Genomic DNA, 21,092 nt, shown 5'->3' with positions numbered 1-21,092 from the left:
AAAGCATCACTTGTCAGCGTGATACGCCGCATCAGCGGTTTCGAAGCGCTGCACCATTGCCCGCGACGGGCTGCCCAGCTTGCTCACCAGAACGATGGCAATGCTGGCGAACAGGAAGCCCGGGATGATTTCGTACAGGCCGAGCGTGTCGAAGTTCTTCCACAGGATCACGGTCAGCGCACCCACCACGATACCGGCCAGCGCGCCGTTGCGGGTCATGCCTTTCCACAGCACCGAAATCAGCACCACCGGGCCGAAAGCCGCACCGAAACCGGCCCAGGCGTAGGCCACCAGGCCCAGCACGCGGTTTTCCGGGTTGGCCGCCATGGCAATGGCGATCAGGGCCACGGCCAGCACCATCAGGCGGCCGACCCACACCAGCTCACCTTGCGAAGCGTTCTTGCGCAGGAAGGCCTTGTAGAAGTCCTCGGTCAGGGCACTGGAGCAGACCAGCAGCTGGCAGCTCAGGGTGCTCATCACCGCCGCCAGGATGGCTGACAGCAGCACACCAGCGATCCACGGGTTGAACAGGATCTTGGCCAGCTCGATGAACACGCGCTCATGGTTCTCGGTGACCGGGCCGGCCAGGTCAGGGTGCGCCGAGAAGTAGGCGATACCGAAGAAGCCCACGGCGCAGGTACCGGCCAGGCACAGGATCATCCAGGTCATGGAGATGCGACGCGCCTTGGCGATCGACTTGACCGAGTCGGCGGCCATGAAACGCGCCAGGATGTGCGGCTGGCCGAAGTAACCCAGGCCCCAGCCCATCAGCGAAATGATGCCGATGAAGGTTGCACCCTTGAACATGTCGAAGTGCGCAGGGTTCTGCGCCTCGATGGCCAGGAAGGTGGTGTCGAAGCCACCCGTCGAGATCAGCACGATGATCGGGGTGAGGATCAGTGCGAAGATCATCAGCGAGGCTTGCACGGTGTCAGTCCAGCTGACCGCCAGGAAGCCACCGATGAAGGTATAAGCGATGGTAGCCGCAGCACCGGCCCACAGGGCGGTTTCATACGACATGCCGAAGGTGCTTTCGAACAGGCGCGCACCCGCAACGATGCCAGAGGCACAATAGATGGTGAAGAACACCAGGATGACGATCGCCGAGATGATCCGCAGCAAACCGCTATGGTCTTCGAAGCGGCTGGAGAAATAGTCCGGCAGGGTCAGCGCATCGCCGTTGTGCTCGGTCTGCACGCGCAGACGGCCAGCGACGAACAGCCAGTTCAGGTAAGCGCCTACGGTCAGGCCGATGGCGATCCAGGCCTCGGAAAGGCCGGAGAAGTAGATGGCACCCGGCAGGCCCATCAGCAGCCAGCCGCTCATGTCGGAAGCACCGGCGGAGAGCGCGGTGACCACGCTACCCAGGCTGCGACCGCCGAGGATGTAGTCGGAAAGGTTCTTGGTGGAGCGATAGGCCGCGAGACCGATCAGCACCATTGCCGCGATGTAGATCACGAAGGTGATCGTTAGTGGATTGCCCATGCGTGTGCCCTGGCGTTTGTTTTTATCTCATGCGCAACCGTCTTGACGATGGTTGCACCCAGGCGGCGAATGCTATGCAACAACGCAAAGTCGGTGCAACCATTTTTCATTTGCAAGTTGCACCCGCCCGTGCGCTTTGTAAGAAATCCGGTTTTTTGCTCCCTTTTGGAGCAAAAACACGATTTTTCATAAGAAAACGCACCGTTATGAACGCTTTCTAATCTGTAGGAAGCTTCCTCAGACGAGTTGCACCTTTTCCTTAAAAAAATGGGGTTGCACCTGGTTGCACCCGAAAACGGCTACAGCTAATCTTGGCGCAGCTTAAGCCACAACCGTGGCAATAATGAGGATAAGAAATTGGCGACGACCACCCTTGGGGTCAAACTTGACGACCCGACCCGTGAGCGACTCAAGGCAGCTGCGCAGTCCATCGACCGCACGCCGCACTGGTTGATCAAGCAAGCGATCTTCAATTACCTGGAGAAGCTCGAGGGTGGCGCCACCCTGACCGAACTCAACGGTCACGCCAACAACCTGGCCGATGATGCAGGCGAAGTCCAGGCAGACCACGCCCACCAGTGCTTCCTCGAATTTGCCGAGAGCATCCTGCCGCAGTCGGTACTGCGTTCGGCGATCACCGCCGCCTACCGTCGCCCCGAGCAGGAAGTGGTGCCGATGCTGCTGGAGCAGGCGCGCCTGAGCGCGCCACTGGCCGAAGCCACCAACAAGCTGGCTGCCGGCATCGCCGAAAAACTGCGTAACCAGAAGAGTGCTGGTGGCCGTGCCGGTATCGTCCAGGGCCTGCTGCAGGAGTTCTCCCTGTCGTCCCAGGAAGGCGTGGCACTGATGTGCCTGGCCGAAGCCCTGCTGCGCATCCCCGACAAAGGTACCCGCGATGCCCTGATCCGCGACAAGATCAGCAACGGCAACTGGCAGCCACACCTGGGCAATAGCCCGTCGCTGTTCGTCAACGCCGCCACCTGGGGCCTGCTGCTGACTGGCAAGCTGGTCTCCACCCATAATGAAGCCGGCCTCACCTCCTCGCTCACCCGCATCATCGGCAAGAGCGGCGAACCGATGATCCGCAAGGGCGTCGACATGGCCATGCGCCTGATGGGCGAGCAGTTCGTCACCGGCGAAACCATCGCCGAAGCCCTGGCCAATGCCAGCCGCTTCGAAGCCAAGGGCTTCCGTTATTCCTACGACATGCTCGGCGAAGCCGCACTGACCGAACACGACGCGCAGAAGTACCTGGCCTCCTACGAGCAGGCGATCCACTCGATCGGCAAGGCCTCCCATGGCCGCGGTATCTATGAAGGGCCGGGCATCTCGATCAAGCTGTCGGCGCTGCACCCGCGCTACAGCCGCGCCCAGTACGAGCGCGTGATGGAAGAGCTGTACCCGCGCCTGCTATCGCTGACCCTGCTGGCCAAGCAATATGACATCGGCCTGAACATCGACGCCGAGGAAGCCGACCGCCTGGAGCTGTCCCTCGACCTGCTCGAGCGCCTGTGCTTCGAGCCGGCCCTGGCGGGCTGGAACGGTATCGGCTTCGTCATCCAGGCCTATCAGAAGCGCTGCCCGTACGTGATCGACTACGTCATCGACCTGGCCAAGCGCAGCCGCCACCGCCTGATGATCCGCCTGGTGAAAGGCGCCTACTGGGACAGCGAAATCAAGCGCGCCCAGGTCGAAGGCCTGGAAGGCTACCCGGTCTACACCCGCAAGGTGTACACCGACGTGTCCTACGTCGCCTGTGCCCGCAAGCTGCTGGCCGTGCCAGAAGCCATCTACCCGCAGTTCGCCACCCACAACGCCCACACCCTGTCGGCCATCTACCACATCGCCGGTCAGAACTATTACCCGGGCCAGTACGAGTTCCAGTGCCTGCACGGCATGGGTGAACCGCTGTACGAACAGGTTGTAGGCAAGGTCGCCGACGGCAAGCTGAACCGCCCATGCCGCGTGTACGCCCCGGTCGGTACTCACGAAACCCTGCTGGCCTACCTTGTCCGCCGCCTGCTGGAAAACGGCGCCAACACCTCGTTCGTCAACCGCATCGCCGACCACTCGATTTCCATCCAGGAACTGGTCGCCGACCCGGTCGCCAGCATCGAACGCATGGGTACCCAGGAAGGCAGCATCGGCCTGCCGCACCCGCGCATCCCGCTGCCGCGTGAGCTGTATGGCAGCGAGCGGGCCAACTCGGCCGGTATCGACATGGCCAACGAACACCGCCTGGCGTCGCTGTCCTGCGCCATGCTGGCCACGGCCAACAACGACTGGAAAGCTACCCCGCTGCTGGCCTGCGCCGCCAGTGAGGCTGCTGCCGTGCCAGTCCTGAATCCGGCAGACCACCGTGACGTGGTCGGCCACGTCCAGGAAGCCACAGTCGCCGACGTCGACAATGCCATCCAGTGCGCGCTGAACGCCGCACCGATCTGGCAGGCCACCCCGCCAGCCGAGCGTGCCGCGATCCTCGAGCGCACCGCCGACCTGATGGAAGCCGAAATCCAGCCGCTGATGGGCCTGCTCATCCGCGAAGCCGGCAAGACCTTCGCCAACGCCATCGCCGAAGTGCGCGAAGCCGTGGACTTCCTGCGCTACTACGCGGTGCAGGCACGCAATGACTTCAGCAACGACGCCCACCGCCCGCTGGGTCCTGTGGTGTGCATCAGCCCGTGGAACTTCCCGCTGGCAATCTTCACTGGCCAGGTTGCCGCTGCCCTGGCGGCCGGCAACCCGGTACTGGCCAAACCTGCCGAACAGACGCCGCTGATCGCCGCCCAGGCCGTGCGCCTGCTGCTGGAAGCCGGTATTCCGGAAGGCGTGCTGCAACTGCTGCCAGGCCGCGGCGAGACTGTCGGTGCCGGGCTGGTCGGTGACGAGCGCGTCAAAGGCGTGATGTTCACAGGCTCCACCGAAGTTGCCCGCCTGCTCCAGCGCAATGTCGCTGGCCGCCTGGACAACCAGGGCCGCCCAATCCCGCTGATCGCCGAAACTGGCGGCCAGAACGCCATGATCGTCGACTCCTCGGCACTCACCGAACAGGTGGTGATCGACGTGGTGTCCTCGGCCTTCGACAGCGCCGGCCAGCGCTGCTCGGCCCTGCGCGTGCTGTGCCTGCAGGAAGACTCCGCCGACCGCGTAATCGAAATGCTCAAGGGCGCCATGGCCGAAAGCCGCCTGGGCTGCCCGGACCGCCTGGCCGTGGACATCGGCCCGGTGATCGACGCCGAAGCCAAGGCCGGTATCGAGAAGCACATCCAGGGCATGCGCGAGAAAGGCCGCACGGTCTATCAAGTCGCAATCGCCGATGCGGCCGAGATCAAGCGCGGCACCTTCGTCATGCCAACCCTGATCGAGCTGGACAGCTTCGACGAACTGAAGCGTGAAATCTTCGGCCCGGTGCTGCACGTGGTGCGCTACAACCGCCGCAACCTGGACCAGCTGATCGAACAGATCAACGCTTCCGGCTATGGCCTGACCCTCGGCGTACATACCCGCATCGACGAGACCATCGCCAAGGTGGTGGAGACCGCCAACGCCGGCAACATGTACGTCAACCGCAACATCGTTGGCGCCGTGGTGGGCGTGCAGCCATTCGGTGGTGAAGGCCTGTCCGGCACCGGCCCGAAAGCCGGCGGCCCGCTGTACCTGTACCGCCTGCTGTCGACCCGCCCGGCCGACGCCATTGGCCGCCACTTCCAGCAGCAGGATGGCGACGGCCAGCCGGACCGTGCCCTGCACGACCAGCTGATCAAGCCGCTGCACGTTCTCAAGGCCTGGGCCGAGAGCAACCAGCAGGCCGAACTGGCCGCCCTGTGCAGCCAGTTCGCCGGCCAGTCGCAGAGCGGCATCGCCCGCCTGCTGCCAGGCCCGACCGGTGAGCGCAACACCTACACCATCCTGCCGCGCGAGCATGTGCTGTGCCTGGCAGACAACGAAGCCGACCTGCTGGCACAGTTCGCTGCCGTGCTGGCGGTGGGTAGCTCGGCGGTGTGGGCTGACAGCGAGCCAGGCAAAGCCCTGCGCGGCCGCCTGCCGCGTGAGCTGCAGGCCAAGGTCAAGCTGGTGGCGGACTGGAACAAGGACGAAGTGGCGTTCGACGCCGTGATCCACCATGGCGACTCGGACCAGCTGCGCGGCGTATGCCAGCAGGTGGCCAAGCGCGCGGGTGCGATCGTCGGTGTGCATGGGCTGTCCAGCGGCGATCACCAGATTGCCCTGGAGCGCCTGGTGATCGAACGGGCGGTGAGTGTGAACACGGCGGCGGCGGGTGGTAATGCCAGCCTGATGACCATTGGCTGAGGCCATGGGTGGTTGATAAAAAAGGAGAGCTTCGGCTCTCCTTTTTTATGGGCGCATGGTTTTGATGAGCTGGGAGTGACTTTCGGAAATGGACTACAAGGTACAGTAAAGATCTGAGATTTTTCAGGATTCTCGGGAACTTTACACTGGCAAATCCAACGATCACTTCTTGAGGTTTATCATGATCGCAAACCTGCGCGACCCATTAGAGGTCGGAATGGCTGCAGAAGCCCCCAACAAGCCGAAGACTGATAAACCGTACATAGAATCTGCTCAGCGCATTCGACAGCTAGCCCAGATACTCGCCGACAATCCGGCTGAGGCCAAAGCATTCCGCGCCATGACGGGTGTGTTCACTGCTAAAGGCAAACTCAGAGCCCGTTATCGATAAATGTACCAACAGCCCCCTTCAATCGTTCTCGGGTTTCATGGCTGTCATCGCGGCCATCCCGCATACCCCCTCCTTTCTACTTTCACCCACGCCTTCTCCACAGCCACCAAAGGCTCCAAGCTTTAGCCCCTTCAGAGGCAGCGATCAAACTCAACCAAACCCACGTACTGACATCAGGCAAAAGTAAAATCAACGCAAAGGACGGAATTACAAAGAAGACTCGAAAAGGAAGTTGAATGGCAGCCAGGTAAACTCCCGAAACCCTGCCAAGAAAAAGCAATAGACTACTAGCTATAATTGAGACCTGGGCAACAAGCCCCATCCACACCATAAACTCAAGCCCTCCCCCCCAATGCTCCATGCTTTCGAGGGCAGACTTGAAGTCACTCACGAAGGGCGTCACACCTCTATTGAAACTACCAAGCACAACAAAGAAAATGTAAAAGGCATCCATCCCCCCCCAAAACAACTCAACGAAACGCTTCAATTTTGGACTCCACATCATTTGCCTTTGAACTCGTATTCCTCATCTGCGACGACTGGCCGCCAATGCCATGAAGATCCCGAAATATCCCAAGCATCGTCAGCTTCCACATAGATTTGCGTAATCTTATGCTCCTCCCCATATCGATGAATTGCAGAGGACGACGTGAAATCGCGCTCCTCATTCCCAAGCGGCACCCATCTCTGAGTTACCGTCCTTGTCGTGTTTGCAAAATCTTTCCCTGAGGATAAGAAAATCCGGCCCTCATCCCCTCTCGACGCCAGAAAATTAGCAACAAAAGCAGCACTGGAAGCAAATTTATTAACCCGTATATCTACTATTTTCCATTTACCCGGACCCATCGTAGTCGATATAGTGTTAAGCAACCTGTCAGTATCGAATCTATTGCTGCACATCTTTGCATACCAATTCCCTTCAAGATCTATCGGCTTGAAAGCCTCATTTCGAATGAGCATCCATTCACCTGATGCAACCCGACTGAGCACCCTATCAATTTGAATGCTATCCAGATTAAGCGGGTCATACAATCCACACTCTCTTAGGAGATCGCTCACGCCATGTATCTTTTGCACATAGCGCATGCTTTTCAAGTACTCTCTAATTATGGATGTCGAAAAAAATGGATCTTCGACCCTGCATAGTTGTTCTTTTTTTACCTTTGACCAGCGAACCAAGTCTTTCATTGCCAATCCTTCCGTACAAAAGACTGACATTTACATTATTCCGCTCGACGATGCCCTATGAGAGCTTCCGAAAAAGTTGTAGGAAATTTCTCTTTTTAGGGCTGTTATCACGAACACCAGACCACTAGGTTTTCATTGCACCTTCTATAGCCATATCACCCAAACCTATTAACCTCCCCTTACCCCCTCACAACCCCCTAGACTCGAAGCATCCCGCCTCAGGACCGCCCCCATGCCCGAGACCCTGCTCAGCCCCCGCAACCTCGCCTTCGAACTCTACGAAGTCCTCAACGCCGAAGCCTTGACCCAACGCCCGCGTTTCGCCGAGCACAGCCGCGAAACCTTCGATGCCGCCCTGGCCACCGCACGCACCATCGCCGAGAAGTTCTTCGCCCCGCACAACCGGAAGGCCGACGAAAACGAGCCGCGCTACGTGGACGGCCGCGCCGAGCTGATCCCCGAGGTGAAGCCCGCCGTCGATGCCTTCCTTGAAGCCGGCTTCCTCAACGCCAACCGCGACTTCGAAGTCGGCGGCATGCAGTTGCCCAGCCTGGTCTCGCAAGCCTGCTTCGCCCATTTCCAGGCAGCCAACGCCGGCACCACGGCCTACCCGTTCCTGACCATGGGCGCGGCGAACCTGATCGAAAGCTTCGGCACCGAGGAACAGAAGCGCCTGTACCTGCAGCCGATGATCGAAGGTCGCTACTTCGGCACCATGGCGCTGACCGAGCCCCATGCCGGTTCGTCGCTGGCGGATATCCGCACCCGCGCCGAACCCGCTGGCGATGGCACTTACCGGCTCAAGGGCAACAAGATCTTCATCTCTGGCGGCGACCACGAACTGTCGGAAAACATCGTGCACATGGTACTGGCCAAGCTGCCGGACGCACCGCCCGGCGTTAAGGGCATTTCGCTGTTCATCGTGCCGAAGTACCTGGTCAACCACGACGGCAGCCGTGGCCCGCGCAACGACGTGCTGCTGGCCGGGCTGTTCCACAAGATGGGCTGGCGCGGCACCACCTCCACCGCGCTGAACTTTGGCGACAACGGCCAGTGCGTCGGTTACCTGGTCGGCCAGCCGCATCAGGGCCTGGCGTGCATGTTCCAGATGATGAACGAAGCACGCATCGGCGTCGGCATGGGCGCGGTGATGCTTGGCTACGCAGGCTATCTGTACTCGCTGGAATACGCCCGCCAGCGGCCGCAGGGCCGCCTGGTGGACAACAAAGATCCGCAGAGCCCGGCCGTGCCGATCATCGAGCACACCGATGTGAAGCGCATGCTGCTGGCGCAGAAGGCTTATGTGGAAGGCGCCTTCGACCTGGGCCTGTATGCCGCACGACTCTTCGATGACACCCACACCGCCAGCGACGAAAACGCACGCAAGCAGGCCCAGGAGTTGCTCGACCTGCTGACCCCGATCGTCAAGTCCTGGCCCTCGGCCTTCTGCCTCAAGGCCAACGAACTGGCGATCCAGATTCTCGGCGGCCACGGCTACACCCGCGAGTATCCGGTGGAGCAGTACTACCGCGACAACCGCCTGAACCCGATCCACGAAGGCACCGAGGGCATCCAGTCGCTAGATCTGCTGGGCCGCAAGCTGGCGCAGAACAACGGTGCCGGCCTCAAGCAGCTGATCCGCCTGATCGCCGCCACTGCCGAACGCGCCAGCCATCACCCAGGCCTGGACACCCTGCGCCAGCCGCTGGAGCAACTGGTCAACCGGCTGCAATCGGTAACCCTGGCGCTGCTTGGCGATCTAGCCCAGGGCAAGGTCGCTGGCGCCCTGGCCAATTCCGCCCTGTACCTCAAGGTCTTCGGCCACTGTGTGATCGGCTGGCGCTGGCTGGAACAGGCCATCCACGCCGAACTAGGCGTGCTCGACAGCAACCCCGCCGACCGCGACTTCTACCTTGGCAAACTGCAGGCCGCGCGTTATTTCCTGACCTGGGAAATCCCCGCCTGCCATAATGACCTGGCATTGCTCGAGGCACGCGACGACACGTGCCTCGCCATGCAAGACGGGTGGTTCTAGGGGGAGCCACCGTGAAAACGGAGGCTTCCAGATGTTTGATTCCAGCGCCCTGCTGCGCCAGCGCTTTGCTGCGCTGCGCAGTACGGCCGAGTTGTTTTCCCTGCGCCATGTGAAACAGTCGCACCAGGCGCTTTCGGTTCGCCGCAATGTGGCTGAGCCGCCCGTCTTCAGCCACGACGAGGGCGCCATGCTTACGGTGCGGGTCAATGGCGTGGAAGCGTACGCGGCCACCGCCGACCTGTCACAGGCCGGCCTGCAACGGGCACTGGAACAGGCCGAGGCACTGGCGCGACAGATCGCTCCGTACAGCTTGCTCGACCTGAGCGAGCAGCCGGCGACCAGCGCTCGCCACGACCACATCTCACCCAACTTCGACCAGCCGGTACCGAGCCTGGCCGACTGCCTTGGCCTGCTCGCCGCCGAATCAGCCAGCGTGCCCAAAGACAGCCGCCTGGTGGACTGGCAGGCCAGCCTGGGCCTGAGCCTGGTCGAGCAGACCTACCTGAACTCGGCTGGCGCCGAACTGCGCCATGCCCAGCGTTTCCTGTTCCCAGGCCTGAGTGTCACCGCCAGCGACGGCCAGGACAGCCAGAGCCGCAGCCTGGGCCGTGACAACTTCGGCCAGCAAGGCGGCTTCGAAATCGTCGAGCGCTGTGGCCTGGTCGGCGCTGCCCACCAGGTCGCCGATCAGGCACTGCAACTGCTGCTGGCGCCGAACACCCCCAGCGGCGCACGCGACCTGCTGCTGATGCCCGACCAGATGATGCTGCAGATTCACGAATCCATCGGCCACCCGCTGGAGATGGACCGCATCCTCGGCGACGAGCGCAACTACGCTGGTACCAGCTTCGTCAAAGCCAGCGACTTCGGCCACCTGCGGTACGGCTCCGAATTGCTCAATGTGACCTTCGACCCAACCATCGGCGAAGAACTGGCCAGCTACAGCTTTGATGACGACGGCACAGAAGCCAGCAAGCAGTTCCTGATCCGCGATGGCCTGCTGCTACGCCCGCTGGGCGGCGCGCTGTCGCAGTTCCGCTCTGGCCTGGACGGCGTTGCCAACAGCCGTGCCTGCGGCTGGAACCGCGCGCCGATCGACCGCATGGCCAACCTCAATATCGAGCCGGGCGACCAGTCCCTCGACCAGCTGATCCAGGGCATCGAGCACGGCATCCTGATGCGCACCAACCGTTCCTGGTCCATCGACGATGCGCGCAACAAGTTCCAGTTCGGCTGCGAATGGGGCCAACTGATCGAAAACGGCGAGCTCAAGGGCATCGTCAAGAACCCCAACTACCGCGGCATCTCCGCACAGTTCTGGCGCAACCTTGCGGCGGTCGGCGACCGCAGCACCTTCCAGGTTCTGGGTACACCCAACTGCGGCAAGGGCGAGCCCAACCAGGTGGTGCGGGTCGGGCATGCTTCGCCCGCCTGCGTGTTCCGCCAGATCGACGTTTTCGGAGGAGACGCCTGATGAAACACATTTTCGAAGCCCTGATCGCGGATGTGCGCCAGGCCCTGAAGGCCGACGAGCACTTCACTCTCGGTTACAGTGCAGAGCAGTCGCAATTCGTGCGTTTCAACCACGCCAAGGTGCGCCAGGCTGGCGAGGTAAGCCAGGCCAGCGCGCAACTGCGGTTGATCCGCGATGGCCGCCAGGCGGAACAGCAGGTGACCCTGAGTGGCGACGCGCAACTTGACCAGCAACGCTTGCTTACAGCCTTGGAGCAGTTGCGCCAGACCCTGCCATTGCTGGCCGTCGACCCGTATCTGAGCCTGGACGAAAGCGCATGGCACAGCCTTAGCCAGCAGGAGCAGCCGTTACCTGCGCTGAACGAAGTGCTGGCCCTGCTCGAACGCGAGACCGGCGACCTGGACCTGGTCGGCATCTACGCCGCCGGCCCGATCTGCCGCGGCTTCGCCAGCTCGTTCGGGGCGATTGGCTGGCACCAGGCCAACAGTTTCAACGTCGACTGGAGCCTGTTCCACGAAAACGGCGAGGCGGTGAAGGCCAACTATGCCGGCCAACTCTGGAGCGCCGACGACTTCACCGCCCGCCTGCGCCTGGCTCGGCAACAGCTGGGTTTCCTCGGTCGCCCGGCAGTGACCCTCAAGCCCGGCAGCTACCGCGCTTACCTGGCACCAGCGGCCATGGACGAGATCGCCGGCATGCTTTGCTGGGGTGGTTTTTCCGCACAGGCCCTGGCCACCGGCAACAGCGCGCTGCAGCGCCTGTACAGCGGCGATGCGCGACTGCACCCGCTGGTGAGCTTCAGCGAACAGGTCAGCGGCTCGCTGAGCCCGGCATTCTCCGACGAGGGCTCACCGCGCCTGGACGTGCCACTCATTCAGCAGGGTAATGCAATGCAGCGGCTGGTCAGTGCCCGCAGCGCAGCGGAATTCGAGTTGCGGGCCAATGGCGCCGACAGCTACGAGTCGCCGTGCGCGCTGAGCCTGGCGCCGGGCAACTTGCCCAGCGAGCAGATCCTTGAGCGGCTCGGAACCGGGCTGTACATCAGCAACCTGTGGTACCTGAACTACTCTGACCTGCCAGCGGCACGCATGACCGGGCTGACCCGTTTCGCCACCTTTTGGGTGGAGAACGGCGAGATCCAGGGGCCGGTGAGCACCATGCGTTTCGATGACAGCCTGTACAGCCTGCTGGGCAGCCAGCTGGAGGACCTGACCCAGGAGCGCGAGATGATCTTGTCGACCAGCACCTATGGGCAACGCAGCACCGGGTCGAGCCATTTGCCGGGGGCGCTGGTCAAAGGGCTGACCCTGACATTGTGATGGGACTTGCCGGCCTCTTCGCGGCTAAAGCCGCTCCCACAGAAGTCGCATAACCCTTGTGGGAGCGGCTTTAGCCGCGAAGAGGCCGGCACTGACAAACGAGGAAGTCATGCCTGAACGCGCACCGCTGGACCCTGTCACCGCCCGCTGGATCCCTTGGGTAGTGGCCATCGCCTTCTTCATGCAGTCCCTGGACGGCACCATCCTCAACACCGCCCTGCCGGCCATGGCCCGCTCGCTGGCCGAAGACCCACTGCGCATGCAGGGCGTGATCATCGCCTACATGCTTACCGTGGCCTTGCTGATCCCCGCCTCCGGCTGGATCGCCGACCGCTTCGGCACCAAGCGCATCTTCTTCAGCGCCATCCTGCTGTTCAGCTTCGGCTCGCTGTTGTGTGCCATGGCCAACAGCCTCGGTTTCCTGATCTTCGCCCGCGTCGTGCAGGGCCTGGGCGGCGCACTGATGCTGCCGGTCGGGCGCCTGGTGGTGCTGCGCGCCTACCCACGCACCGAGCTGGTGCGGATCATGAGCTTCATCACCATCCCCGGCCTGCTCGGCCCGCTGCTGGGCCCGACCCTGGGCGGCTGGCTGGTGGAGATCCTCAGCTGGCACTGGATCTTCCTGCTCAATCTGCCCGTTGGCCTGGTCGGCTGCTACGCAGTCTGGAAGTTCATCCCCGACCTGCGCGGCGCTGAACGCACCCGCTTCGACACGCCTGGCTTCATCCTGTTCGGCGCGGCGATGGTGCTGATCACCATTGCCATGGAAGGCCTGGGCGAGCTTCACCTGCCGCACCTGCGGGTGATGTTGCTGCTGTTCGCCGGCATGGCCTGCCTGGCGGCCTACTGGCTGCGCGCCGGGCGCGACCCGGAGCCGCTGTTCTCGCCGAGCCTGTTCCGCGTGCGTACCTTCGCCATCGGCATCCTCGGCAACCTGTTCTCGCGGCTGGGCAGCGGTGCCTTGCCGTTCCTGGTGCCGCTGCTGTTGCAGGTAGCATTGGGCTATTCGCCGGCCCAGGCCGGCATGAGCATGATTCCGCTGGCCGCCTCGGCGATGCTCGCCAAGTCCGTCGCCCGACCCTTGATCGAGCGGCTGGGCTATCGCATCGTGCTGACCGGCAACACTTTGCTGCTGGGCATCCTGCTGGCCAGCCTGGGCCTGGTCGACGAGCAGACGCCGTATGCCCTGCTGCTGGTGCAACTGGCCCTGCTTGGCGCGGTCAACTCGATGCAGTTCACGGCGATGAACACGGTGACCCTGATCGACCTCGACGACGCCAGCGCCAGCAGCGGCAACAGCCTGCTGTCAGTGGTCGCGCAGCTGTCGCTGAGCCTCGGCGTGGCCTGCGCCGGTGCCTTGCTCGGCGGTTTCACCGCGGCAGGTAGCGCCGAGGGCGTGGAGACCACCCTGGGCGCGTTCCAGCTGACCTTCGTCACCATCGGCGTGATGGCCATGCTGGCGGCGGCGATCTTCCTGCAACTGTCGCCGACGGACGGAAGGCGTGCCCGTCGTCCGGAACAACACATGGAGTCGTAGGGCGAATGGCCATGAGGCTGGTAGACTGTGCGGCATTTTTCGCTTCGCACCGCAGGCCCGCCTCGTGACCACCGAATCCACCGCCTTTGCCACCTTGCCGCTGTCCACCGCCATGCTGGCCAACCTGGACGCCCTCGGCTACGCCTCGATGACGCCGATTCAGGCCCAGAGCCTGCCCGTCATCCTGCGCGGCCAGGACCTGATCGCCCAGGCCAAGACCGGCAGTGGCAAGACCGCCGCCTTCGGCATCGGCCTGCTCAACCCGATCAACCCGCGCTACTTCGGCTGCCAGGCGCTGGTGCTGTGCCCGACCCGCGAGCTGGCCGACCAGGTGGCCAAGGAGCTGCGCCGCCTGGCCCGGGCCGAGGACAACATCAAGATCCTCACCCTCTGCGGCGGCGTGTCGCTGGGCCCGCAGATCGCCTCGCTGGAGCACGGTGCTCACATCATCGTCGGCACTCCGGGGCGCATCCAGCAGCATCTGGACAAGGGCACCCTGGTGCTCGACGGCCTGAACACACTGGTGCTGGACGAAGCCGACCGCATGCTCGACATGGGTTTCTTCGATGCCATCGCCAGCATCATCGGCAAGACCCCTTCGCGTCGTCAGACCCTGCTGTTCTCGGCCACCTACCCGGCTGGCATCGAGCAGCTGGCCGCCGACTTCATGCGCAAGCCGCAGCAGGTCAAGGTCGAAAGCCTGCACGCCGACAACCAGATCGAGCAGCGTTTCATCGAGATCGACCCGCAGCAACGTCTGGAAGCCGTCACCCGTGTGCTTGGCCACTATCGCCCGCAATCGTGCGTGGCGTTCTGCTTCACCAAGCAGCAGTGCGAGGACGTGGTTGCCCACCTGACCGCCAAGGGCATCGTCGCCCAGGCCCTGCACGGCGACCTGGAGCAGCGTGACCGCGACCAGGTGCTGACCATGTTCGCCAACCGCAGCAGCTCGGTACTGGTGGCCACTGACGTGGCGGCCCGCGGCCTGGATATCGACGGCCTGGACATGGTCATCAACGTCGAGCTGGCGCGTGATGCCGAGATTCACGTACACCGCGTGGGCCGTACCGGCCGTGCCGGTGAGAAAGGTGTTGCAGTCAGCCTGGTGGCGCCAGCCGAAGGCCACCGTGCCCAGGCCATCGAAGACCTGCAGAAAAGCCCGCTGCGCTGGGACCAGCTGGACAGCCTGAAGAACAAGGGCGAGCCGCTGCTGCCACTGATGAGCACGCTGTGCATCGCAGCCGGGCGCAAGGACAAGCTGCGTCCGGGCGACATCCTGGGTGCGCTGACCGGCGATGCCGGGATCCCGGGCAAGCAGGTGGGCAAGATCGCCATCTTCGACTTCCAGGCCTTTGTGGCTGTGGAGCGGCCATTGGCCAAGCAGGCCATGCAGCGCCTGAACAGCGGCAAGATCAAGGGCCGGTCCCTGAAAGTCCGTATCGTCTGACCTATTTTGGGGCCGCGTTGCGGCCCTTTCGCGACACAAGGCCGCTCCCACAGGGTATTGCGCAAATTTCAGATCTTGTGCAATCCCTTGTGGGAGCGGCCTTGTGTCGCGAAAGGCTGCAAAGCAGCCCCGGCAATTCTGAAGAGGTAAAACCGTGCACTCCACCGATGTGATCATCCTCGGCGCCGGCGCCGCCGGCCTGATGTGCGCCCAGCTCAGCGCCCGCCGTGGCCGGCGGGTGCTGCTGCTCGACCACGCCAACAAGCCCGGCAAGAAGATCCTCATGTCCGGCGGCGGGCGCTGCAACTTCACCAACATGTACACCGAGCCGGCCAACTTCCTCTCGCACAACGCGCACTTCTGCAAGTCGGCCCTGGCCCGCTACACCCAGTGGGACTTCATCGAACTGGTGAGCAAGCACGGCGTTGCGTACCACGAGAAGAAGCTCGGGCAGCTGTTCTGCGACAACAAGGCCAGCGACATCCTCGACATGCTGCTGGCCGAATGTGAAGACGCGGGCGCTGAAATCCGCATGCACACCAGCATCGAACACATCGAGAAGACCGAAAGTGGCTACCTGCTGCAGACCAGCGGCGGCCAGTTCGCCTGCCAGTCGCTGGTGATTGCCACCGGAGGCCTGTCGATTCCGACCCTGGGCGCCACCGGCTTCGGTTACCAGGTGGCCCGCCAGTTCGGCCACACCCTGCTGCCGACACGCGCCGGGCTGGTGCCGTTCACCATCACCGAGCCCCAACTAAAGGCACTGTGCACCGAACTGTCGGGTACTTCGCTGGACTGCACGGCCAGCTGCAACGGCACCAGTTTCCGCGAGAACCTGCTGTTCACCCACCGCGGCCTGAGCGGCCCGGCGATCCTGCAGATCTCGTCGTTCTGGGAAGCCGGCGACACGGTGGAGATCAACCTGCTGCCCGACCGCGACGCGCTGAGCTGGCTGCAACAGATGCAAGCGGAGCGTGCCAACGCCGAACTGAAGACCGTGCTGGGCGAGGTGTTCACCCGCAAGCTTGCCAACCTGCTGGCCGAGCAGTGGTTCGAGTCCAAGCCGATGAAACAGTACACCCCGGCGGAACTGGCACAGATCGCCGAAAAACTGGCGAACTGGCAGGTGGTGCCGGCCGGTACCGAGGGCTACCGCACTGCGGAAGTGACCCTCGGTGGCGTGGACACCCGCGAAGTGTCGTCCAAGACCATGGAATCGCTGAAAAGCCCCGGCCTGTACTTCATTGGCGAAGTGCTCGACGTCACTGGCCATCTGGGTGGTTTCAACTTCCAGTGGGCCTGGGCATCTGCCAACGCCGCTGCGCAGTTCGTGTAGAGTAGAATCCATTCAGCAGCACGGAACGCTTCTTGCTGGCCGTGCTGCAATGCATTCATTCGATCACTGCCTAGCAGGCCATCATGTCATCGAGTTCGTTCCGTCAGTCACTGCGTCGCCTGTGGGGCCAAGACAAGTTCAGCTACAGCATCCGGGTTACCATCGCCCTCACCGGCAGCCTGGCCCTGTGCTGGTACCAGAACGAGATGGCGCTGCTGATTCCTCTGTTCCTCGGCATCATCGCCAGTGCCCTGGCCGAGACCGATGACAGCTGGCAGGGCCGCCTCAGCGCCCTCGCCGTTACCCTCACCTGCTTTGCCATCGCCGCACTGGCGGTCGAGCTGCTGTTCCCCTACCCGTGGATCTTCGCCATCGCCCTGGCGCTGGCCGCGTTCGGCCTGACCATGCTCGGCGCCCTGGGCGAGCGCTATGGCGCGATTGCCTCGGCGACGCTGATCACTTCGGTGTACACCATGATCGGCGTGGACCAGCGAGGCGGCCTGGTCACCGACTTCTGGCACGAACCGATGCTGCTGGTGGCCGGCGCTGCCTGGTACGGCCTGCTTTCGGTGCTGTGGCAGGCGCTGTTTTCCAACCAGCCGGTGCAGCAGAGCCTGGCCAAGCTGTTCTTCGAACTCGGCAGCTACCTCAAGCTCAAGGCCAGCCTGTTCGAGCCGATCCGCAACCTCGATGTCGAGGCCCAGCGCCTGGAGCTGGCGCGGCAGAACGGCAAGGTGGTGGCGGCGCTCAACGCGGCCAAGGAAATCATCCTGCACCGGGTCGGTAACAGCCAGCCGAACGCCAAAGTCAGCCGCTACCTCAAGCTGTACTTTCTGGCCCAAGACATCCACGAACGGGTCAGTGCCTCGCACTACCCCTACAACGCCCTGAACGAGGCGTTCTTCCACAGCGATGTGATGTTCCGCTGCCAACGCCTGCTGCGCAAACAGGGGGCCTCCTGCCAGGAACTGGCCCGCTCGATCCGCCTGCGTCAGCCTTTCGTGCTGGCGTCCGGTTTCGCCGAAGCCCTGGAAGACCTCAACGCCTCGCTTGAACACCTGCGTATCCAGAGCAACCCGGCCTGGCGCGGCCTGCTGCGTTCGCTGCGCGCCCTGGCCGCCAACCTGGCGACCCTCGACCGCCTGCTCAGCGCTGCCAGCAACCCCGACAGCCTGGCCGACGCCAGCGACAGCAGCCTGCTCGACCGCTCACCTCGCAACCTCAAGGACGTGTGGACGCGCCTGCGCACCCAGCTGACGCCGACCTCACTGCTGTTCCGTCACGCCCTGCGCCTGCCGCTGGCGCTGTCGATCGGTTACGGCATGGTGCACCTGATCCACCCGACCCAGGGCTACTGGATCATCCTCACCACACTGTTCGTCTGCCAGCCCAACTATGGCGCCACCCGGCGCAAGCTGGTGCAGCGGATCTTCGGCACTGCGATCGGCCTGACCGTCGGCTGGGCGCTGTTCGACCTGTTCCCCAACCCGGTCATCCAGTCGCTGTTCGCCGTGGCTGCGGGCGTGGTGTTCTTCGTCAACCGCACCACCCGCTACACCCTGGCCACCGCAGCGATCACGCTGATGGTGCTGTTCTGCTTCAACCAGATCGGCGATGGCTATGGGCTGTTCCTGCCGCGCCTGTTCGATACCCTGGTCGGCAGCCTGATCGCCATCCTCGCGGTGTTCCTGTTCCTGCCCGACTGGCAGGGCCGGCGCCTGAACAAGGCGCTGGGCAACACCCTGGCCTGCGCCAGCGTGTACCTGCGCCAGATCATGCAGCAATACGCCCACGGCAAGCGTGATGACCTCGCCTACCGCCTGGCCCGGCGCAACGCCCACAACGCCGATGCGGCGCTGTCGACCACACTGGCCAACATGCTGATGGAGCCGGGGCATTTCCGTAAGGAGGCCGACGTCGGCTTCCGCTTCCTGGTGCTGTCGCACACTTTGCTCAGCTACCTGTCAGGGTTAGGTGCGCACCGCGATACGGCCTTGCCGGCAGAGGTGCAGGAGCAGTTGATCGATGGCGCCGGGCAAAGCCTGGCCAATAGCCTGGACGAGATTGCCAATGGCCTGGCGGCGCAGCTGCCGGTGGCGATTCACAGTGATGCCGAAGAGGCGCTGGCCGATGCCCTGGAGCAGATGCCGGAAGAGCTGGATGAGCACCAGCGGTTGGTGCAAACACAGTTGGCGCTGATCTGCCGGCAGCTGGGGCCATTGCGAACCTTGGCAGCTCACCTGATCAAAGAGGCTCCAGCGGCCTGAGTTCGCCTGTGCTGGCCCTTTCGCGGGACAAGCCCGCTCCTACAAGGAATCGCGTACCCCTGTAGGAGCGGGCTTGTCCCGCGAAAAGGCCAGCACAGGCGATAGAGATCAAAAGCCATGCTGCCGCATCAGCCGTGCATAGCTGCCATCGGCCTTCATCGTGGCGATGGCTTGTTCGAAGCGCTCAACGATCTGCTGGTGGTCGGGGTGCTTCAGGCTCACCAGAATATGCAGGCTGTTCTCTGCCAGCAGCGGCTCCTCCAACGTCACACCCTCGCGCACATCCTGTGGCTCGCGCTGCAGGTTGTAGCGCGCCACGTATTCATCTTCCACGGCCAGGTTCACTCTGCCGGCTGCCAGCATGCGCACGGCAGTCGAGAAGTTGCGCACCTGCACCTTGTGCAAGCGGGTATCGCCATCGAACGCCGGTGAATAGGCGTAGTCGCGCACCACCGCGATGCTGTAGGGATAGAGGTCGCCCTGATTTTTGTAGCGGAACGTGTCGCCCTTGCGCTTGAGCAGGCGAATGCGGTTACTCAGGTAGCCTTTTGAAAACTGCCCGATCTGTTTGCGCGCGTCGTTGTACCAGGCGCTGATCAGCACGTCGTAGCGCCCTTCGCCGATGCCCATCAACGCCCGCGCCCAAGGCACTTCCTCGTAGCCGCTGGCATAACCGGCGCGGGCCAGCGCCGTGGTGACCAGGCTGGTGGCCAAGCCGCCACCTGGCATGGCGCTGTCGGTGAACGGCGGCCAATTGTCGGCCACCAGCCGCAGCCTGTCCTGGCCAAGTGCAGGCGCTGCCAGGAACACACCCAGCAAGCCTAACGCGCAAAGCAGTGGCCGCATGCAGGAGTCCTTTTGCAGTGGGAGGCACACGCTGTGGAAGGCGATTCGCAGATGAGATTACACAAAGCCGTTGCCTGGGGCAGCGGCCAATAATGTCATTTAGCCTCTATTTTGGCCGAGCTTTGAAAATTTGCGATGATCAGCCATCCCTATCAGGAGTTACCCCATGTCCATCCACTGGCTTTGCAAGCATCACTCCGACCTCGACAAGCATGAGCTGTACGCCATCCTGCAACTACGTACCGCCGTGTTCGTGGTCGAGCAATGCTGTGCCTACCAGGAAGTCGATGGCCAGGACCTGACGGGTGACACCCTGCACTTGATGGGCTGGCAGGACGACAAGCTGGTCGCCTACCTGCGCCTGCTCGATCCGCAGTCGCAGGGCGGCGATGTGGTCATCGGGAGGGTGGTGACTTCACCCGAGGTGCGCGACCTGAAACTCGGTCATCCACTGCTGATGAAAGGGCTGGAAGCGGCCGAACACTGCTGGCACGGGACGCCGGTCTATCTGTCGGCGCAGGCGCACCTGCAAGGGTTCTATGCCCGGCACGGCTTTGCAGTGGTGGGTGAGCAATACCTTGAGGATGACATCCCGCATATCGGCATGCGCAAGGTCATGGATAGCCCAGTACTTCCCTGATCTGCCGCAGGTGCTGGATGATCCACTGCTTGTCGATCGCCCCCCAGTCATGGATGCGATAATGCCCGGCATGGTTGCGTGCGCCTTCCTGCTGCTCAAACTCGCAGACGATGTCCAGGTCGGCAAGTGCGGCGATGGTGTCCTGCGCCGTACGCCGTGGCATGCCGGTGGCCTCCATCAGTGCCGGCACGCTGGTGGCGGTCTGGCTGTCGATCAGCCAGGCCACGTACAGGCGACGGTAGAAACTGCTCTTGGTCTTGCTCACATCCATGCTGCGTGATCCTTACAGGTTGCCTGGCAACTCCCGGTAGGTCAGGTAGACGCGCAGGTCGAATTCCAGTTGGTGGTAAGCCGGCTCCATGTGCTGGCAGAGCTGGTAGAACGCCTTGTTGTGATCGCGCTCGCGCAAGTGCGCCAGTTCGTGCACCACGATCATGCGCAGGAACTCCGGCGCCGCCTCCTTGAACAGCGAGGCAATGCGGATTTCCTTCTTCGCCTTGAGCTTGCCGCCCTGCACCCGCGAAACCGCGGTATTGAGCCCCAAGGCCCGATGGGTCAGGTCCAGGCGATTGTCGAACAGCACCTTGTCCAGGTTTGGCGCGCTGCGCAGGTATTGCTGGCGCAGGTCCTGGGCATAGCCATACAGCGCCTTGTCGCTCTGCACGTCATGGCGGCCGGGATAGCGGCGCTGCAGGTACTCGCCCAGGCGGTCGCTGTCGATCATCTGCCGCACCTGCTCCTGCAGGTGCGGTGGGTAGGCTTGCAAATAGCGTAATACGGTCATGGCACGGCATTCGGCGTAACGAATGCCGATTC

16 protein-coding genes are annotated in these 21,092 nt (G+C 62.9%); 10 read left to right on the top strand and 6 right to left on the bottom strand.

The window, feature by feature from the left end; genetic code table 11:
• Nucleotides 1–6: 6 nt before the first annotated feature.
• On the bottom strand, nt 7–1,485 hold the full coding sequence (gene putP, locus N430_RS04580; protein WP_110633362.1) for a sodium/proline symporter PutP: 1,479 nt from the start codon (nt 1,483–1,485) through the stop codon (nt 7–9).
• A 357-nt stretch (nt 1,486–1,842) separates the two neighbouring features.
• On the opposite strand from putP, the gene putA reads away from it, so the two are divergent.
• Both putA and N430_RS04570 read left to right on the top strand, forming a co-directional pair.
• Entirely contained in the window at nt 1,843–5,796 is a 3,954-nt protein-coding gene (putA, locus tag N430_RS04575; RefSeq protein ID WP_110633359.1) for a trifunctional transcriptional regulator/proline dehydrogenase/L-glutamate gamma-semialdehyde dehydrogenase, read from the top strand.
• A 181-nt stretch (nt 5,797–5,977) separates the two neighbouring features.
• A complete protein-coding gene (locus N430_RS04570) occupies nt 5,978–6,187 on the top strand; it encodes a hypothetical protein (protein WP_110633356.1) in 210 nt (69 codons plus the stop codon).
• 82 nt (nt 6,188–6,269) lie between these two features.
• Here the strand turns inward: N430_RS04570 and N430_RS04565 are convergent, their stop codons facing one another.
• Nucleotides 6,270–6,674, bottom strand: coding sequence for a hypothetical protein (locus tag N430_RS04565; protein ID WP_256592070.1), 405 nt, complete (start codon nt 6,672–6,674; stop codon nt 6,270–6,272).
• 14 nt (nt 6,675–6,688) lie between these two features.
• Nucleotides 6,689–7,375: a hypothetical protein gene (locus tag N430_RS29215; RefSeq protein ID WP_133248820.1), complete on the bottom strand. Its 687-nt coding sequence runs from the start codon at nt 7,373–7,375 to the stop codon at nt 6,689–6,691.
• Between the two features lie 232 nt (nt 7,376–7,607).
• Here N430_RS29215 and N430_RS04560 point away from each other — a divergent pair, with 232 nt between their 5' ends.
• The 7 genes from N430_RS04560 (at nt 7,608) to yccS (ending at nt 18,790) form a co-directional block, all read left to right on the top strand.
• Nucleotides 7,608–9,410: an acyl-CoA dehydrogenase gene (locus N430_RS04560; RefSeq protein WP_110633350.1), complete on the top strand. Its 1,803-nt coding sequence runs from the start codon at nt 7,608–7,610 to the stop codon at nt 9,408–9,410.
• Between the two features lie 31 nt (nt 9,411–9,441).
• On the top strand, nt 9,442–10,884 hold the full coding sequence (locus N430_RS04555; protein WP_110633347.1) for a TldD/PmbA family protein: 1,443 nt from the start codon (nt 9,442–9,444) through the stop codon (nt 10,882–10,884).
• Nucleotides 10,884–12,203, top strand: coding sequence for a TldD/PmbA family protein (locus N430_RS04550; RefSeq protein ID WP_110633344.1), 1,320 nt, complete (start codon nt 10,884–10,886; stop codon nt 12,201–12,203). The genes N430_RS04555 and N430_RS04550 overlap by 1 nt, the downstream gene beginning before the upstream one ends.
• Before the next feature lie 109 nt (nt 12,204–12,312).
• A complete protein-coding gene (gene mdtD, locus N430_RS04545; protein ID WP_110633342.1) occupies nt 12,313–13,740 on the top strand; it encodes a multidrug transporter subunit MdtD in 1,428 nt (475 codons plus the stop codon).
• 112 nt (nt 13,741–13,852) lie between these two features.
• Nucleotides 13,853–15,187 carry an ATP-dependent RNA helicase DbpA gene (gene dbpA, locus N430_RS04540; protein ID WP_240349712.1) on the top strand — a complete coding sequence of 445 codons (1,335 nt, stop codon included), beginning with the start codon at nt 13,853–13,855 and terminating at the stop codon, nt 15,185–15,187.
• Nucleotides 15,188–15,341: 154 nt separating this feature from the next.
• Nucleotides 15,342–16,523, top strand: coding sequence for an NAD(P)/FAD-dependent oxidoreductase (locus N430_RS04535; RefSeq protein WP_110633336.1), 1,182 nt, complete (start codon nt 15,342–15,344; stop codon nt 16,521–16,523).
• An 83-nt stretch (nt 16,524–16,606) separates the two neighbouring features.
• A complete protein-coding gene (yccS, locus tag N430_RS04530; RefSeq protein WP_110633333.1) occupies nt 16,607–18,790 on the top strand; it encodes a YccS family putative transporter in 2,184 nt (727 codons plus the stop codon).
• Nucleotides 18,791–18,898: 108 nt separating this feature from the next.
• On the opposite strand, the gene N430_RS04525 is transcribed toward yccS, so the two are convergent.
• The gene (locus N430_RS04525) at nt 18,899–19,636 is read right to left on the bottom strand and encodes an ABC transporter substrate-binding protein (RefSeq protein WP_110633330.1); all 738 of its coding nucleotides are present in this window, start codon (nt 19,634–19,636) and stop codon (nt 18,899–18,901) included.
• Nucleotides 19,637–19,802: 166 nt separating this feature from the next.
• Here N430_RS04525 and N430_RS04520 point away from each other — a divergent pair, with 166 nt between their 5' ends.
• The gene (locus tag N430_RS04520) at nt 19,803–20,276 is read left to right on the top strand and encodes a GNAT family N-acetyltransferase (RefSeq protein WP_110633327.1); all 474 of its coding nucleotides are present in this window, start codon (nt 19,803–19,805) and stop codon (nt 20,274–20,276) included.
• Here N430_RS04520 and N430_RS04515 read toward each other — a convergent pair.
• Together N430_RS04515 and N430_RS04510 are read right to left on the bottom strand one after the other, a co-directional pair.
• A complete protein-coding gene (locus N430_RS04515) occupies nt 20,251–20,547 on the bottom strand; it encodes a helix-turn-helix domain-containing protein (protein WP_023378388.1) in 297 nt (98 codons plus the stop codon). The genes N430_RS04520 and N430_RS04515 overlap by 26 nt on opposite strands.
• 12 nt (nt 20,548–20,559) lie before the next feature.
• On the bottom strand, nt 20,560–21,060 hold the full coding sequence (locus N430_RS04510; RefSeq protein ID WP_027920691.1) for a M48 family metallopeptidase: 501 nt from the start codon (nt 21,058–21,060) through the stop codon (nt 20,560–20,562).
• Nucleotides 21,061–21,092 lie beyond the last annotated feature (32 nt).

The sequence above is a fragment of the Pseudomonas sp. CC120222-01a genome (assembly GCF_003097235.1).
GTDB lineage: Bacteria > Pseudomonadota > Gammaproteobacteria > Pseudomonadales > Pseudomonadaceae > Aquipseudomonas.
This window is presented reverse-complemented; position numbering and strand designations above follow the sequence as displayed.